18 protein-coding genes are annotated in these 15,539 nt (G+C 64.5%); 4 read left to right on the top strand and 14 right to left on the bottom strand.

Translation table 11 applies throughout. The annotated features are described in order from the left end of the window. Nucleotides 1-4: 4 nt before the first annotated feature. The 3 genes from P9A16_RS08595 to P9A16_RS08585 form a co-directional block, all read right to left on the bottom strand. Nucleotides 5-1,060: a zinc-binding metallopeptidase family protein gene (locus P9A16_RS08595; RefSeq protein WP_023512599.1), complete on the bottom strand. Its 1,056-nt coding sequence runs from the start codon at nt 1,058-1,060 to the stop codon at nt 5-7. Between the two features lie 117 nt (nt 1,061-1,177). After that, on the bottom strand, nt 1,178-1,369 hold the full coding sequence (locus P9A16_RS08590) for a CsbD family protein (RefSeq protein WP_037408677.1): 192 nt from the start codon (nt 1,367-1,369) through the stop codon (nt 1,178-1,180). A gap of 99 nt (nt 1,370-1,468) precedes the next feature. After that, nucleotides 1,469-2,074: a YqgE/AlgH family protein gene (locus tag P9A16_RS08585; RefSeq protein ID WP_023512601.1), complete on the bottom strand. Its 606-nt coding sequence runs from the start codon at nt 2,072-2,074 to the stop codon at nt 1,469-1,471. Between the two features lie 172 nt (nt 2,075-2,246). On the opposite strand from P9A16_RS08585, the gene P9A16_RS08580 reads away from it, so the two are divergent. Together P9A16_RS08580 and P9A16_RS08575 are read left to right on the top strand one after the other, a co-directional pair. Next, a complete protein-coding gene (locus tag P9A16_RS08580; RefSeq protein WP_023512602.1) occupies nt 2,247-3,035 on the top strand; it encodes a protein-disulfide reductase DsbD domain-containing protein in 789 nt (262 codons plus the stop codon). A 113-nt stretch (nt 3,036-3,148) separates the two neighbouring features. Next, nucleotides 3,149-3,634, top strand: coding sequence for a peroxiredoxin (locus P9A16_RS08575; protein WP_023512603.1), 486 nt, complete (start codon nt 3,149-3,151; stop codon nt 3,632-3,634). Between the two features lie 102 nt (nt 3,635-3,736). Here P9A16_RS08575 and rnhA read toward each other — a convergent pair whose 3' ends face one another. From rnhA to coxB, 11 genes are all read right to left on the bottom strand, one after another. Continuing rightward, nucleotides 3,737-4,177, bottom strand: a complete 441-nt coding sequence (rnhA, locus tag P9A16_RS08570) for a ribonuclease HI (RefSeq protein ID WP_023512604.1) — start codon at nt 4,175-4,177, stop codon at nt 3,737-3,739. Beyond that, the gene (locus P9A16_RS08565; protein WP_023512605.1) at nt 4,174-5,139 is read right to left on the bottom strand and encodes a homoserine kinase; all 966 of its coding nucleotides are present in this window, start codon (nt 5,137-5,139) and stop codon (nt 4,174-4,176) included. The genes rnhA and P9A16_RS08565 overlap by 4 nt, the downstream gene beginning before the upstream one ends. A 201-nt stretch (nt 5,140-5,340) precedes the next feature. Next, on the bottom strand, nt 5,341-6,342 hold the full coding sequence (gene ispH, locus P9A16_RS08560; RefSeq protein WP_023514564.1) for a 4-hydroxy-3-methylbut-2-enyl diphosphate reductase: 1,002 nt from the start codon (nt 6,340-6,342) through the stop codon (nt 5,341-5,343). A 93-nt stretch (nt 6,343-6,435) separates the two neighbouring features. Beyond that, the gene (locus P9A16_RS08555) at nt 6,436-7,200 is read right to left on the bottom strand and encodes an SURF1 family protein (protein WP_023514563.1); all 765 of its coding nucleotides are present in this window, start codon (nt 7,198-7,200) and stop codon (nt 6,436-6,438) included. Continuing rightward, entirely contained in the window at nt 7,193-7,576 is a 384-nt protein-coding gene (locus P9A16_RS08550; protein ID WP_023514562.1) for a DUF983 domain-containing protein, read from the bottom strand. Before P9A16_RS08550 ends, P9A16_RS08555 begins: the two co-directional genes overlap by 8 nt. Before the next feature lie 239 nt (nt 7,577-7,815). Beyond that, nucleotides 7,816-8,694, bottom strand: coding sequence for a cytochrome c oxidase subunit 3 (locus tag P9A16_RS08545; protein ID WP_024271149.1), 879 nt, complete (start codon nt 8,692-8,694; stop codon nt 7,816-7,818). Nucleotides 8,695-8,752: 58 nt separating this feature from the next. Next, complete coding sequence (locus P9A16_RS08540) at nt 8,753-9,358, bottom strand: cytochrome c oxidase assembly protein (protein WP_023512273.1); 606 nt, start codon at nt 9,356-9,358, stop codon at nt 8,753-8,755. A 2-nt stretch (nt 9,359-9,360) separates the two neighbouring features. After that, entirely contained in the window at nt 9,361-9,501 is a 141-nt protein-coding gene (locus tag P9A16_RS08535) for a hypothetical protein (RefSeq protein ID WP_023512272.1), read from the bottom strand. Further along, nucleotides 9,501-10,445, bottom strand: a complete 945-nt coding sequence (locus P9A16_RS08530) for a heme o synthase (protein ID WP_023512271.1) — start codon at nt 10,443-10,445, stop codon at nt 9,501-9,503. Before P9A16_RS08530 ends, P9A16_RS08535 begins: the two co-directional genes overlap by 1 nt. An 84-nt stretch (nt 10,446-10,529) precedes the next feature. Then, entirely contained in the window at nt 10,530-12,197 is a 1,668-nt protein-coding gene (gene ctaD, locus P9A16_RS08525; protein WP_023512270.1) for a cytochrome c oxidase subunit I, read from the bottom strand. Between the two features lie 18 nt (nt 12,198-12,215). Beyond that, complete coding sequence (coxB, locus tag P9A16_RS08520) at nt 12,216-13,100, bottom strand: cytochrome c oxidase subunit II (RefSeq protein WP_023512269.1); 885 nt, start codon at nt 13,098-13,100, stop codon at nt 12,216-12,218. A gap of 405 nt (nt 13,101-13,505) precedes the next feature. Here coxB and P9A16_RS08515 point away from each other — a divergent pair, with 405 nt between their 5' ends. Both P9A16_RS08515 and tldD read left to right on the top strand, forming a co-directional pair. Beyond that, nucleotides 13,506-14,036, top strand: coding sequence for an invasion associated locus B family protein (locus P9A16_RS08515; RefSeq protein WP_023512268.1), 531 nt, complete (start codon nt 13,506-13,508; stop codon nt 14,034-14,036). 80 nt (nt 14,037-14,116) lie between these two features. After that, the gene (gene tldD / locus P9A16_RS08510; RefSeq protein WP_023512267.1) at nt 14,117-15,532 is read left to right on the top strand and encodes a metalloprotease TldD; all 1,416 of its coding nucleotides are present in this window, start codon (nt 14,117-14,119) and stop codon (nt 15,530-15,532) included. Nucleotides 15,533-15,539 lie beyond the last annotated feature (7 nt).

The following is a 15,539-nucleotide window of genomic DNA, read 5'->3' as shown; positions in this document are numbered from 1 at the left end:
CCCGCTACGAACGCCTCACCAGCCTGTTGATGAAATCCAGCTTCTGCACGACCGGTGGCGGCAGGACGAAGGGGTAGCTGTCGGGCTGGCCCATCGAACGCTGGATGGCGTTCATGGCGACGCTGAGCGGGATCCAGGCTTCGACGAGGCGACCGGCATCGGGGGCACGGTAGGGATCGAAGGTGACCTCGGCCTCCAGCTCCTCGTGGCCCTTCGGATCGGTGTTGAGGCCGAAGGCGCGGGCGGTTTCCAGCGTATCGACGATGTGGAAGAAATGTGCCCAGCACTCGGCGAAATCCTCCGCCGGGTGGCAGCTGGCATAGGCGCTGATGAAATATTGCGGCCAGTCGGCGGGCGGCCCCTGTTCGTAGTTGCGCCGGAGGGCGGCGGCGTAGTCCGCGCGCTCGTCGCCGAAGAGGCGGCGAGCCTCTTCCAGCGTCGCCTCCTCGCGGATGAGCCGGGTCCAGTAGAAGTGGCCGATCTCATGGCGGAAATGGCCGAGCAGCGTGCGGTAAGGTTCGTCCATCGACACGCGCACGCCCTCGCGCACCTCATCGTCGGCCTCGGCCGCGCGCAGACTGACGAGGCCGTCCTCGTGACCGGTCATGGCGGCCTGGACGACATTGCCGCCGGCATCCAGCTCGTCGGCCAGAAAATCGAAGACGAGGCCGCCGGCAGGGTCGTCCTCGCGCGTCGGGTGCGGCAGCTTCCAGCGCAGGATGGAATAGAAGAGATGGCGCTGGGCCGCGCCGATGCGCCGCCAGCGCTCCAGCCCCTTCGGGTCCGTGGTGGGCACGATGCGGTTGTGGCGGCAGGCCTCGCAGAAGGCGTGCGCGCTGTCAGCCGGCAGCAGCCAGTTGCAGATATCCTGCGCGGCGTTGTCGCAGAAGCGGTAGACGCCCTCGCCCGGCGCGATCTTCCAGAACCCCTCGCCCTCCGGCACCAGGGCATGCAATGTCATGTCCTCGGCAAGAAACCCGAGCGTGGAGCCGCAACGCACGCAGACGCGGTTGTCGAAATAGGTGGTCTGGCCGCATGTCGCACAGGTGAAAAGTTTCATGATGCCTCGATCCGGCGATGGCCCTTCGACAAAATACCCGCATCGGCCGTTGGCGATACGGGTATTTAGGCTTTGCGGTGGCGGGATGACGCGGCGCGCCGTCCCGCAAGTCGTCGGTCAGAGGCGATCGACGGCGCCCTTGACTGCATCCTTTGCCTTGCCGACCGCTTTCTGGGTCTTGCCCTTGGCTTCCTGGACGGCGCCTTCAACGCGCAGTTTCGGGCTGCCGGCGGCCTCGCCTGCGGCCTGCTTTGCCTTGCCGGCCAGCTCGTTGGCCGTGCCCTTGATCTTGTCGCTCGTGCTACCCACCATCGTACTCCTTGTTAGAGGCGCAATTGTTGACGCGCTCCATAAACGGCAGGCGTTGCGACAGGTTCCGGCAGCATTGGAGAAAATTTGCCGCGCCGCTCAGGCGTGGCCGGCCTCGGCGGAGAGCATGGCGGGCGAGATGCCCATCAGGGCGAGCGCCCGCTCGTATTTGCTGTCAAGATTGGTGTCGAAGATCAGCTCCTCCTGGGCCGGGCAGGACAGCCAGCCATTGGCGCCGATCTCGTTTTCGATCTGGCCTGCGCCCCAGCCGGCATAGCCGAGCATCATCAGGCCCTTCTCCGGCCCGCGGCCGCGGGAAATGGCACGCACGATATCCAGCGTCGCCGTGAGGCAGATGTCGTCGCTGACGGGAATGGAGGATTCGGACATGTAGTCGTCCGAATGCAGCACGAAACCGCGCCCGCTCTCCACCGGCCCGCCGCAGCGGATGGGAAAATCCAGCGTCGCGCCGGGCAGGCGGATCACCTCGTCCTCGCCGAGCAGGTCGAGATGCAGCAGCACATCGGAGAAGTTCAGCTGCTGCGGGCGGTTGATGACGAAGCCCATCGCGCCATCGTCCGAATGGGCGCAGATATAGACGACGGTGCGGGTAAAATTGGCGTCGGCCATGCCCGGCATGGCGATCAGGAACTGACCGTCAAGGAAGCCGCGTTCTCGCCTGTTTTTCAGAACCGACATAGCCATAATGGATGTAGCCTACCAATTCGCCATCAAATGAAAAGCGTTCTTTTCGCCGGCGCAGAACGCCAGCCCTGCAAGAAAGGTATGGTGTCCCGGCAGGCGATCAAGCTTTTATGATCGGTCCGTGCGTTTTTGTTGCTGGAAAGCATTCCGCCGCAGCGCTAGATGTTGACCCATGAAACGCCTGCAAACTGCTGCAATCGCGCTGCTTTTCCTGTCCTCCGCCGCCTCGGCGGCAACCTCGCCCTGGGTGGAGACGCCGGGCGGCGACGTACGCCTCGTGGTGCTTCCGGCGGAAACCGACGGTTCGGCGCGCGCCATGCTGGACATCCGCCTGCATGACGGCTGGAAGACCTACTGGCGCGACCCCGGCGGCAGCGGCATTCCGCCGTCCATCACCGTCTCCGGCGCAACGCTGACCTCGATCGGCTTTCCTGCGCCGCGCCGGCTCGGCGACGAGGCGAACCACTATATCGGCTATGACGCGCCGGTGCGCCTGCCGATGAAACTCGCTACGGCGGCACGCGGCACTGTCACCGCCACGGTTTTCCTCGGCGTGTGCAAGGATATCTGTATCCCCGTGCAGGCCGAGCTGACGGTCGAGCCGGGCGGCGAAGGCTTCACCAACCCGCTGGAGGAGACGGCGATCGCCGCCGCCGAGGCGACCCTTCCCGGGATGGCGGGCGACGGCTTCCGGCCACTCGACGGCCATTGGTCGGCGGACGGCAAGACGATTTCCGTGCGTTTCGAGGCACCGGCGGACGCGGCACCCACGGATGTCTTCCTCTCGGGCGCCCCGTTCGAATTCGGCGCGGCCGGCCCCGTGCGGCGGGAAGGCAATGCCTTCGTCGCCGACATTCCGGTGCTGCACCGGCCGAAGGTGTTCGACCTTGCGAAGAACCCGATCCAGCTGACGCTCCGCTCCGGCGAGAAGACGATGGAAGCCCCGCTCGCCGTCGAGTGAACCCGCGGCGTTTCGGGCGGAAAACCGCTTCGCACTTTTACCGGCGCTGCTTATAGTGCCGCCGGCAGGCCCCTTCCGGCCTTCGCCATTCCCTATCAGACAGGAGAGACGCCGTGACCATTTCCGTTGGAGACAAGCTGCCCGAGCTCAAGATCAAGGAGCGCACGCCGGACGGTCCCGCCGACATCTCGACCGCAGACCTTTTCGCGGGCAAGCGCGTCGTGCTCTTTGCCGTGCCGGGTGCCTTCACGCCGACCTGCTCGCTGAACCATCTTCCGGGCTATCTCGAAAACCGCGACGCGATCCTCGCCAAGGGCGTGGACGACATCGCCGTCGTCGCAGTCAACGACCACCATGTGATGGGCGCCTGGGCGACCTCCACGGGCGGCGCCGGCAAGCTGCGCTTCCTCGCCGACTGGGATGCCGGCTTCACCAAGGCGCTCGGCATGGACATCGATCTCTCCGCCGGCACGCTCGGCGTGCGCTCCAAGCGCTATTCCATGCTGGTCGAGGACGGCGTGGTGAAGGCGCTGAACATCGAGGAAAGCCCCGGCCAGGCGACCGTTTCCGGCGCGGCGGCGATGATCGAGCAGCTTTGAGATCAAAGGGGGGCTAGGCCCCTCATCCGGCTACCGCCCCTTCTCCCCGCGCGCGGGGAGAAGGTCCCGGCAGGGGAATGAGGGGCAATCAGCCGGAGCCCCCTACCCCTTCTTGAACGGCGCCATGCCCTTGCGGGCGAGCTCGTCGGCACGTTCGTTTTCCGGGTGGCCGGCATGGCCCTTGACCCAGTGCCATTCCACCTTGTGGCGCAGGCGTTCGGCATCCAGCGCCTGCCAGAGGTCGCCGTTCTTCACGGGCTTCTTGTCGGCGGTCTTCCAGCCGTTCTTCTTCCAACCGAAGATCCATTTCGAAATGCCGTCCATGACGTATTTCGAATCCGTGTAGAGATCGACCTCGCAGGGCGTCTTGAGCGCGGCAAGCGCACTCATCGCCGCCGTCAGCTCCATGCGGTTGTTGGTGGTCTCGGCCTCGCCGCCGCACAGGTCCTTCTCGACCGTACCGTAACGCAGCACTGCGCCCCAGCCGCCGGGACCGGGATTGCCCGAGCAGGCGCCATCCGTGAAAATATCGACATGCTTCATCGCGACAGACCGTATTCCGCAGGGTTTTGAATCTGACGGTGGAAGCGCAGCTTGCGCAGATATTCCAGCGGATCCTTCTTGACGACAAGCGCGCCGGGCGGCGTCATCAGCCAGTCGTAGAGCCGCGTCAGGAAGAAGCGCAGCGCCGAGCCGCGCGCCAGCAGCGGCAGGGCCGCGGCCTCCTCCTGCGAAAGCGGGCGCACGCTTTCGTAGCCTTCCAGCAGCGCCATGCCCTTGGTCAGGTTGAACGCACCGTCCTTCTCGAAGCACCACGCGTTGAGGCAGATGGAGACGTCGTAGGCGAGCAGGTCGTTGCAGGCGAAATAGAAATCGATGAGACCCGACAGGGCGTCGCCGATGAAGAACACATTGTCCTGGAAGAGATCGGCATGGATGACGCCCGACGGCAGGCCCTTCGGCCAGTTCGTCTCCAGGAAGGCGAGTTCGCCGGCGATCTCATCCTGCAGGCCGGTTTCCACCTCGTCGGCGCGGTCCGCCGACTTTTCCCACAGCGGCCGCCAGCCACCGACAGAGAGCGCGTTGGCGCGGGTGATGTCGAACCCTTCGCCGGCCAGATGCATTTCGGCCAGCGCGCGGCCGACCTCGCGGCAATGTTTCGCCGCAGGCTTGCGCAGCCACATGCCCTCGAGGAAGGAGATCATCGCGGCAGGGCGGCCCGAAAGCTCGCCAAGCAGCGCACCGTCGTTGCGCGGCAGTGGCAGCGGGCAGGAAAGACCCCGCTCGGCCAGGTGATGCATCAGACCGAGGAAGAACGGCAGGTCGTTTCGGTCGACGCGCTTCTCGTAGAGCGTCAGGATGAAGGCGCCTGCCGTCGTGTGCAGCAGGAAATTGGAATTCTCCACGCCCTCGGCAATGCCCTTGTAGGACAGCAGCGTGCCCGCGTCATAGGCAGTGAGGAAGCGGGCGAGATCGTCTTCGGTGATATCGGTATAAACGGCCACGGCGGGTCTCAGGCTTGTGGGGTGGTAGGATCGACGGGACGGTATGGCATGGACGGCCGCCCCTCACCTGCCTGCCGGCATCCTCTCCCCGCAAGCGGGGCGAGGAGCGATGGGCGCACCGCTCTGCTCCTTCGCCCCGCTTGCGGGGAGAAGGTCCCGGCAGGGGGATGAGGGGCAATAGACGGCAGGGCCTGCAGGATTTTATTCCCCATTGACGAAGGCCATGTCGGCAGAGGTGAGTTCGATGGTGCGAAGCTCGCGGTTGACGAGGAAGTGCTCGTTTTCCTCGACCGTGTCGGCGAGCTCCACGACGGCGTTGTAGCGCGCGCGGAAAGCCTCGATGATCTCGTTGACGATGACCTCGGGCGCCGATGCGCCGGCCGAGAGACCGACGGTCCTGATATCGCCGATGGTTTCCCAGTCGATCTCGGCGGCGCGTTGCACGAGCACGGATTTCGTCGCCCCGGCCCGCAGCGCCACTTCGACGAGGCGCTTGGAATTGGAGGAGTTCGGCGCGCCGACGACGAGGAAGAGATCGCAGCCCGGCGCGGCCTGCTTGACCGCTTCCTGCCGGTTGGTGGTGGCGTAGCAGATGGAATCGGCGGCCGGGGCCGTCAGGTTCGGGAAGCGCTCGTGCAGGCGCTTGATGACGCCGGCCGTGTCGTCCACCGAGAGCGTCGTCTGGGTGACGAAGCCGAGATTGTTTTCGTCCGGCGGAACGTATCTGTCCGCGTCCTCGACGGTCTCGACCAGCGAGACGGAGCCTTCCGGCAGCTGGCCCATGGTGCCGATCACCTCGGGATGCCCGGCATGGCCGATCAGAACGACGTGGCGGCCAAGGCGCTGGTGGCGCATCGCCTGCTTGTGGACCTTGGAGACGAGCGGGCAGGTCGCATCGAGATAGAAGAGATTGCGCGCCTCGGCATCGGCGGGCACGGATTTCGGCACGCCATGGGCGGAGAAGACGACAGGCTGCTGGCGGTGCTCTTCCGGGATCTCGTCGAGCTCTTCGACGAAGATCGCGCCCTTGGCCTCCAGCCCCTCGACGACATAGCGGTTGTGCACGATCTCGTGGCGCACATAGACCGGCGCACCATAGGCCTTCAGCGCCAGCACGACGATCTGGATGGCGCGATCGACGCCGGCGCAGAAGCCGCGCGGGCCACACAGCCTGATGGTCAAGTCCGGTCGGGTATCAATCATGCTTCACTGTATCCGGCAATGGTCGGGGCCTTGCGCCCCATATAGGCCGGCAAGCGCCGCCGCGCCAAGAAAAAACAACTTGATCGCCCGCTTTCAGGCCCCTGGACGAGCGGTCCTCCGCCGCAGCACGGCAAAGAGGCCGACGCCGACCAGTGCGGCCGCCAGGCCATACCAGGTGACGGCATATTGCAGATGGTTGTTGGGCAGGTCGAACTGGGTAACGGCGCCGATCGGCAGCCCCTTGGGGTTCGGCGCATCCCCGGCATCGACGAAGAAAGGCACGAGCCTGTCTGCGGGAATACCGGTCGTCGCCGCCATCGCGTCGAGGTCCTTCCAGTAGAAGATGTTCTTCGACAGGTCGTTGTCTGGCACGATGGAGGACGGTTTTTCGGCAAGGCGGGCACGGGCAAGACCGGTCACGCTCTGCAGGCCAGTGAGCTGGCCCTGCTTGCGCATTTCCGGCTCCTTCGCCTCGAAGGGTGTAAAGCCCCGGTTGACGAAGAGGAAGCGCCCGTCGGCCAGCTGGAGCGGCGTATAGACGTGATAGCCGGTCTGGCCGCGCCAGGTGGCAAAGAAGTGCCGCTCCTTGTTGTTGGCGAAAACGCCCGAGACCGTCACGGGGCTGTATTCGATATCCTCGCCCCGCGCCGCCATCGCCTCGATATCGGCCAACGACACCGGCGCGGCGATGCGGCGCGCCGCCATGTCGGAAAGAAGCTGCTCCTTCCAGTAGAGGCGCTGCAGCTGCCAGGTGCCGAGCGACAGGAGGATGGCGAGAGCGACGACGAAGGCGGTCCCCATGAGGATCGCCACGCCCCTGCTCTTTCGCGGCATCGCGCCGGCCGGGACCTCAGCCACGGTCGATCTCGCCCGGCCGGGCGTTGTTGCGGTATTGCAGCGTGATCAGCAGGCCCTTGAGCACGCGCGTCAGCCCGAGGCCGAGAATGATGACGAGCGGGATCCACAGAAGGAAATGCACCCAGAGCGGCGGGTTGACGTTGACCTCCATCCACAGCGCTGCACCGACGACGATGAAGCCGACGATGAGCAGCACGAAGACGACCGGGCCATCGCCCGAATCGGCGAAGGCATAGTCGAGCCCGCAGCTTGCGCAGGACGGCTTCACCTTGAGCAGGCCGTCGAACAGCTTGCCCTGGCCACAGCGTGGGCAACAGCCACGCAGCCCGGTGCTGAAAGGGTCGACGGGGGGATAAAGTGCCTTGTCCTCGTCCATGCTCGTATCCGTATGTTCACGCCCGGGTGGGCTGCCGCGGGCTCTTGCTTCAGGCGGCAAGGCCCCTCACCTGCCTGCCGGCATCCTCTCCCCGCAAGGGGATGAGGGGCCAAAGCGGCGCATATGTTCCTATACCGTCCTGCCCGCCGCCCGTCCAACCGAAAGGCCGCGACAAAGGGGCCCGAAACGGGAAACGGCCGCATCGCTGCGGCCGTTTCGACAAATCGAGCAAGGCTCGCTTACATGTGCGCGATCGGCGCGCCCCAGCCACCCCAGATGTAGATGGAGAAGAACAGGAAGAGCCAGACGACGTCGACGAAGTGCCAGTACCAGGCGGCCGCCTCGAAGCCGAAATGCTGCTTCGGAGTGAAGTCGCCGCGCATGGCGCGGATGAGGCAGACGATCAGGAAGATCGTGCCGACCAGAACGTGGAAGCCGTGGAAACCGGTCGCCATGAAGAAGGTCGCGCCGTAGATGGATTCCTTGAAGGCGAACGGTGCATGAGCATATTCATAGCCCTGGACGAAGGAGAACAGCACGCCGAGGACGACCGTCAGGGCGAGGCCGTTGACGAGGCCCTTGCGGTCGTTGTGCAGCAGCGCATGGTGCGCCCAGGTCACGCAGGTGCCCGAAAGCAGCAGGATGACGGTGTTGTAGAGCGGCAGGTGCCAGGGGTCGAGAACCTCGATGCCCTTCGGCGGCCAGACGCCACCGGTGTGCTCGACGCGCGCGGCCTGGATGGCTTCGGCCGGGAAGAGGCTGGCATCGAAGAAGGCCCAGAACCAGGCGACGAAGAACATCACCTCGGAGGCGATGAACATGATCATGCCGTAGCGCAGGTGCAGCGAGACGACGCGGGTATGGTGGCCCTCATGCGCTTCCTTCACCGTGTCCGCCCACCAGGCATACATGGTATAGAGCGTGATCAGCAGGCCGATGTAGAAGATCCACGGATTGGCCAGGTTCAGGCCGAACAGGTGGAAGGTACCGCCCGACAGGTAGCGCATGTAGCCGATGCCGCCGAGCGCCAGGACGAAGGCGCCGATGGAGGCAAGCAGCGGCCACGGGCTGGGGTCGATGATGTGGTAGTCGTGTTTCTTCTGATGCGCATCGGCCATCTGACTTATCCCCAATGTATCGCGTTCCGTTCCCGGCATAGCCGGAAACGCTTGGTATTCAAAGCTTGTTCGCGTCGTCCGCCTTCACCTCCGCAGCCGAAGCCACCGGCTTCGACGCCTCATGCGGATAGAAGGTATAGGACAGCGTGAGCGTGTGGATGCCCTTCGTCTCGACCGGCTCGACGATCGCGGGATCGACGAAGAAGACGACGGGCATGATCAGTTCCTCGCCGGGCTTCAGCGTCGTTTCGGTGAAGCAGAAGCACTGGACCTTGTTGAAATAGGCGCCGGCCGCCTGCGGCGTGACGTTGAACGTCGCCTGGCCGGTCGTCGGCGTGGAGGCGAGATTGCGCGCCTTGTACATGATCTGCACGGTCTCGCCGATCTTCAGCTCGACCTCGCGCTGCACCGGCTCGAAGCTCCAGGCAAGGCCCGGGCCGACATTGGCGTCGAAGCGCACCTTGATCGTCTTGTCGAGGATGACGTCGGAGGCCTGCTCGACGCGCTGCGTCGTGCCGCCGTACCCCGTCACCTTGCAGAACATCTCGTAGAGCGGCACGGCCGCATAGGCCATGCCGACCATACCGATGACGAAGGAGCAGCAGATGGCGACGATCGTGCCATTGCCCATCCTGCTCTTTTCGGTCTTTTGCATCTCGCTCATCGTCAGCCCGCCATTCCGCCGGAGAACTTCACGAGCGTGACGATGTAGAACAGCACGACGAGGCCCAGAAGCACCGCGCCGAGCGCGATGTTGCGGCCGCGGCGCGCCTTCTTCTGATTTTCCGTGAGATTTACGGTTTCCATTACAGCACCCATCCGAATGACGCGATCATGTGGTCGACCATCAGGCCGGAGAAGACCGCGAACAGATAGACGATGGAGAAGGCGAAGAGCTTCTTGGCCGGCACCATCGCGACGTCGCCCTCCGGCATGCGCAACACGCCGACAGAGTACCACACGAAGCCGAGGCCGAGGGCTGCGGCAAAGAGACCGTAGCCGAGGCTGGCGAAGCCGAGAAGGGTCGGCACGACGGCGATCACGGCGGTCAGCACCGCATAGATGAGGATCTGCACCTTGGTGGTCCGCTCACCGGCGACATTCGGCAGCATCGGCACGCCGACGGCGCCGTAGTCGCGCATCTTGAACAGCGCGAGCGCCCAGAAGTGCGCCGGGGTCCACAGGAAGGTGATGAGGAAGAGCACGACGCTCTCGATGGAAACGCCGCCGGTGACGCAGGCCCAGCCGATCATCGGCGGAAAGGCGCCGGCCGCGCCACCGATGACGATGTTCTGCGGCGTCGAGCGCTTGAGCCACATCGTGTAGATGACGGCGTAGAAGAAGATGGTGAAGGCAAGCAGACCGGCCGAAAGCCAGTTGACCGCAAGGCCGAGGATCGCGACCGAGAAGGCGGAGAGCGTCAGGCCGAAGGCGAGCGCTTCTTCCGGGCGGATGCGGCCGGAGGGAATGGGACGCTTGGCGGTGCGGGTCATGACCGCATCGATGTCGGCGTCGTACCACATGTTGAGGGCGCCGGATGCTCCCGCGCCCACGGCGATACAGAGGATCGCGATGGCGGCGATGAACGGGTTGATCTCGCCCGGAGCAAGAATGAGGCCGGCGAAGGCCGTAAAGACGACCAGCGACATGACCCGCGGCTTCAGGAGCTCGAAGAAATCACGCGGCGACGCTTCGGAGAGGTAGACCTCGCCGCCGCCCGGAACCGTTTCGTGATGCTCGATGACCGCCATGTTCTTTCCGTCGCGTTCGGCCGATTCATTCGGCCTTTTCTACTGGCGGAGCCGCCGTTTCCGGCGGCTCCGATCTCAAGGGTCTTACTTGACCTTCGGGAGCTGTTCCCACTGGTGGAACGGCGGCGGCGAAGAGAGCTGCCATTCCAGCGTGTTCGCACCTTCACCCCACGGGTTGTCGCCGGCGACGCGCTTCTTGGCGAAGGCTTCAAAGACGCCGAAGAGGAAGATCAGGACGGCGAAGGCCGAGATGTACGAACCGTAGGACGACACCGCGTTCCAGCCGGCAAAGGCGTCCGGGTAGTCGATGTAACGGCGCGGCATGCCGGCAAGGCCGAGGAAGTGCTGCGGGAAGAAGATCAGGTTCACGCCGACGAACATGACCCAGAAGTGCAGCTTGCCGAGGAATTCCGAGTACATGTAGCCGGTCATCTTCGGGAACCAGTAGTACCAGGCCGCGAAGATCGCGAAGACGGCGCCGAGCGACAGAACGTAGTGGAAGTGGGCGACCACGTAGTAGGTGTCGTGCATGGCGCGGTCGAGGCCGGCATTGGCGAGCTGAACGCCCGTAACGCCGCCGACGGTGAACAGGAAGATGAAGCCGATCGCCCAGATCATCGGCGTCGTGAAGCGGATCGAACCACCCCACATCGTCGCGATCCACGAGAAGATCTTCACGCCCGTCGGAACCGCGATGACCATCGTGGCGAAGACGAAGTAGCGCTGGGTCTGGAGCGACATGCCGACCGTGTACATGTGGTGCGCCCACACGATGAAGCCGACGGCGCCGATCGCGACCATGGCGTAGGCCATGCCGAGGTAGCCGAAGATCGGCTTGCGCGAGAAGGTCGAGACGATGTGGCTGACGATGCCGAAACCGGGCAGGATCAGGATGTACACTTCCGGGTGACCGAAGAACCAGAACAGGTGCTGGAAGAGGATCGGGTCACCGCCGTTTTCCGGCGCGAAGAAGGCCGTGCCAAAGTTGCGGTCGGTCAGCAGCATGGTGATGCCGCCTGCCAGAACCGGCAGCGAGAGCAGAAGCAGGAAGGCGGTGATCAGCACCGACCAGGCAAAGAGCGGCATCTTGTGCAGCGTCATGCCCGGAGCGCGCATGTTGAGGATCGTCGTGATGAAGTTGATCGCGCCGAGGATCGAGGAGGCGCCGGCGATGTGCAGGCCGAGGATCACGAAGTCCATGGCAGGACCCGGCTGACCCGACGTCGAGAACGGCGGATAGATCGTCCAGCCGCCGCCCGCGCCGTAGCCGCCCGCGGGGCCTTCGACGAACATCGAGAGCAGGACGAGCAGGAAGGCCGGAATGATCAGCCAGAACGAGATGTTGTTCATGCGCGGGAAGGCCATATCCGGCGCGCCGATCATGATCGGCACCATCCAGTTGGCAAAACCGCCGATGAGCGCGGGCATGACCATGAAAAAGATCATGATGAGCGCATGCGCCGTCGTGAAGACGTTGAACATGTGCTTGCCGCCGTCGATGGCAGCATCACCCTCGAAACCGTAGACCATCGAGGCAAGACCGTGGAAGATCTGGATGCCCGGCTCCTGCAGCTCCATGCGCATCACCACCGACAGCGTGCCGCCGATGATGCCCGCACAGATCGCGAAGATCAGGTAGAGGGTGCCGATGTCCTTGTGGTTGGTCGACAGGAACCAACGCTGGAAGAATGTGAGCGGCTTGTGTTCGTGGTGATCGTGGTGATCGCCGTGGGCAGCGGATGTTCCGGCCATGGTCTCTCTCCCTTGGAATTACTGCGCGGCGTTTGCGGCGACGTTGACGGACTTTGCCGCACCGTCGACCGACGCCATCAGGGCTTTGTTTGCATCGCCGAGGTTCGTCGCGGCGGCTGCGAGCCACGTATCGTACTTCTCCTGCGAGACGACGCGGATGGCGATCGGCATGAACGCGTGGTCCTTGCCGCACAGCTCGGAACACTGGCCGTAGAACAGGCCTTCACGGTCAGCCTTGAACCAGGTTTCGTTGAGGCGGCCCGGGACGGCATCGATCTTCACGCCGAAGGAGGGCATCGCGAAGGCGTGGATCACGTCGGCAGCGGTGACGAGGAGACGGACATGCTTGCCGACGGGGACGACGACTTCGTTGTCGACAGCCAGAAGGCGCGGATAGACGCCCCTGTCTTCCTTGCCGGCAGCAGCGCGATCGCCGTCCTGCAGCAGGATGCTGTCGAAGGAGAGCGGGCTCTCGCCGACCTGATACTCATAACCCCAGTACCACTGGTAACCGGTGGCCTTGATCGTCAGCTCCGGCTCTTCCGTCGGGGCGAGCTGCCTGGTCAGAAGCTGGAAGGAGGGAACGGCGAGGAACAGGAGAACGATGACCGGGCCGAGCGTCCAGACGACTTCGATCGCCGTGTTGTGGCTGGTCTTGGACGGAACCGGGTTCTTGCTCTCGCGGAACTTCACGACGACGACGATGAGCAGGACGAGAACGAACAGGGTGATCGGGACGATGAACCACAGAGTGTACTGCTCGAACCAGCGGATCTCTTCCATGATCGAGGTCGCGGCGGGCTGAAGGCCCTTCTGCCAGTCGAACGGCTGATCAGCGAAGGCGGTCGAAGCAAAGAGCAGACAGCCGATCGCGGCCAGAACTGCAAAAGCTTTGTTTTTCACAACGTATCTCCCCAAGGCGTTTGATCGGGATCAAACAGACGCGCAGAATCCCTGCTATACTGAGTGCTTAAAACCACAGTTTCATGCTCGCCGCAACAGCCATGGGGGACACCCCGTGCGGCATTTTTGCGCAAAAGCAAAAGCATGGGCCCGCTCCCCACAGTTTCTTCATAATTCCCTATAGCATGAAAGGTTTGGCCGCGGCGATCCTGCGTAAAGCCCCCTTGCTTCCCCTCATCCACCGTCTGCACCGGCGATCCGGCCCCGGGCAAGGCCCCTATTATAATGAGTAAAGAACCGGTCCAATTTCCGCCTTCAATCAATTGGAAATGAGCGCCCGGGGCTTTTCATTTCACCCCTGCCCCTTCAAAGATAGCCCGACTGATTCGAGATTCCGAGGTTTTCATGGGTTTTGCTCCCCTTTCCCGGCTGTCCCGCACGGCACTTGGCCTTGCCGCGCTCGGGTTCGGCGCTCTCGCGCTTCCTTCCCTTTCGGCAGCCCAGCAGCCCGGCACGGTGAAGTCGAACCACGGCGCCTGGTCGATCGTCTGCGACCAGCCGGCCGGCGCCTCCGGCGAACAGTGCGCGCTGATGCAGAACGTGCTCGCCGAGGACCGGCCCGAGCTCGGCCTGTCCGTCGTCGTGCTGAAGACCGCCGACCGCAAGGCGAAGATCCTTCGCGTGCTCGCGCCGCTCGGCGTGCTCCTGCCGAACGGGCTCGGCCTCAATGTCGACGGCAAGGATATCGGCCGCGCCTATTTCGTGCGTTGCTTCTCGGACGGCTGCTATGCCGAGGTCGTGCTCGAGGACGAACTCCTGAAGACCTTCCGCTCCGGCGCGACGGCAACCTTCATCGTCTTCCAGTCGCCCGAGGAAGGCATCGGCATTCCCGTCGATCTCAAGGGTTTCGGCGAAGGCTACGACGCACTGCCGTAAGCCCCGCCCCCGGGCGGGCTTGCCGCCCGCCTTCCGGGGACTTACATGAGGCCCCAAGTCCAATGCTTGCGGAGCCTCCCATGAACACCGACCTTCTCTCCCTCTTCGATGCCGACGAGGCGTCCGTACAGGCGGTGCTCAAGGAGACGTTGAAGAACGCCGACGACGGCGAGCTCTTCCTCGAACACGCCCAGGCCGAATCCCTTTCCTTCGACAATGGCCGCCTCAAGGGCGGCAGCTTCAACACCGACCAGGGTTTCGGCCTCCGCGCCGTTGCCGGCGAAGCCGTCGGCTATGCGCATTCCGGCGAGATGACCCTGTCGGCGCTGAAGCGCGCGGCCGACGCTGCAGGCGCCGTCACGCGCGGCTTTTCCGGCGACTACGCCGCCGCCCCGCAGGGCACAAACCGGCAGCTCTATACGCCGGACAACCCGATCGGCACACCGAGCTTCGAGCAGAAGGTCGCCCTCCTAACCGAGATCGACGCGTATCTCCGCGCCAAGGATCCCAAGGTGCGGCAGGTGACCGCCTCGATCGCCGCAAGCTGGCAGGTCGTCAACATCCTGCGCGCCGACGGGCACCGCGTTACCGACATCCGCCCGATGACGCGCGTCAACATCTCCGTCGTCGCCGGTGAAGGCGACCGGCAGGAGACCGGCAGCTACGGCGTCGGCGGTCGCACCACCTTCGACGCATTCCTCACCGAGGAAAGCTGGCGTTTCGGCGCCGACGAGGCGCTGCGGCAGGCGCTGGTCAATCTCGAGGCCGTCGAGGCACCGGCCGGGACGATGGACATCGTGCTCTCCTCCGGCTGGCCGGGCGTCATGCTGCATGAAGCGGTCGGCCACGGGCTGGAAGGCGACTTCAACCGCAAGAAGACGTCGGCCTTCGCCGGTCTGCTCGGCGAGCAGGTCGCGGCCAAGGGCGTCACCGTCGTCGACGACGGCACGATCGACGACCGCCGCGGCTCGATCACGGTCGACGACGAGGGCACGCCGTCCGCCTACAATGTGTTGATCGAGGACGGCAAGCTGGTCGGCTACATGCAGGACCGGCAGAACGCGCGCCTGATGGGCATGAAGGCGACCGGCAACGGCCGCCGGCAGGGTTATGCCTATCGCCCCATGCCGCGGATGACCAACACCTACATGCTCTCCGGCGACAGGACGCCGGACGAAATCATCGCCTCGGTGAAGAACGGCCTCTACGCCGTCTCCTTCGGCGGCGGACAGGTGGACATCACCTCGGGCAAGTTCGTCTTCGGCTGCACCGAGGCCTACCTCATCGAGAACGGCAAGGTGACGGCCCCCGTCAAGGGCGCCATGCTGATCGGCAACGGGCCGGACGCCATGCGCCGCGTCTCGATGGTCGGCAACGACACGAAGCTCGACACCGGTATCGGCAATTGCGGCAAGGCCGGCCAATGGGTCCCGGTCGGCGTCGGCCAGCCGCATCTGCGCATGGACCAGGTGACGGTCGGCGGCACCAAGGCCTGATCCCGAA

Origin of the sequence: Shinella sp. 838 (assembly GCF_029623935.1) — a bacterium.
Lineage (GTDB): Bacteria > Pseudomonadota > Alphaproteobacteria > Rhizobiales > Rhizobiaceae > Shinella.
Note: the sequence above shows the minus strand (reverse complement) of the source record. Positions and strands in the feature narration are given on the sequence as shown.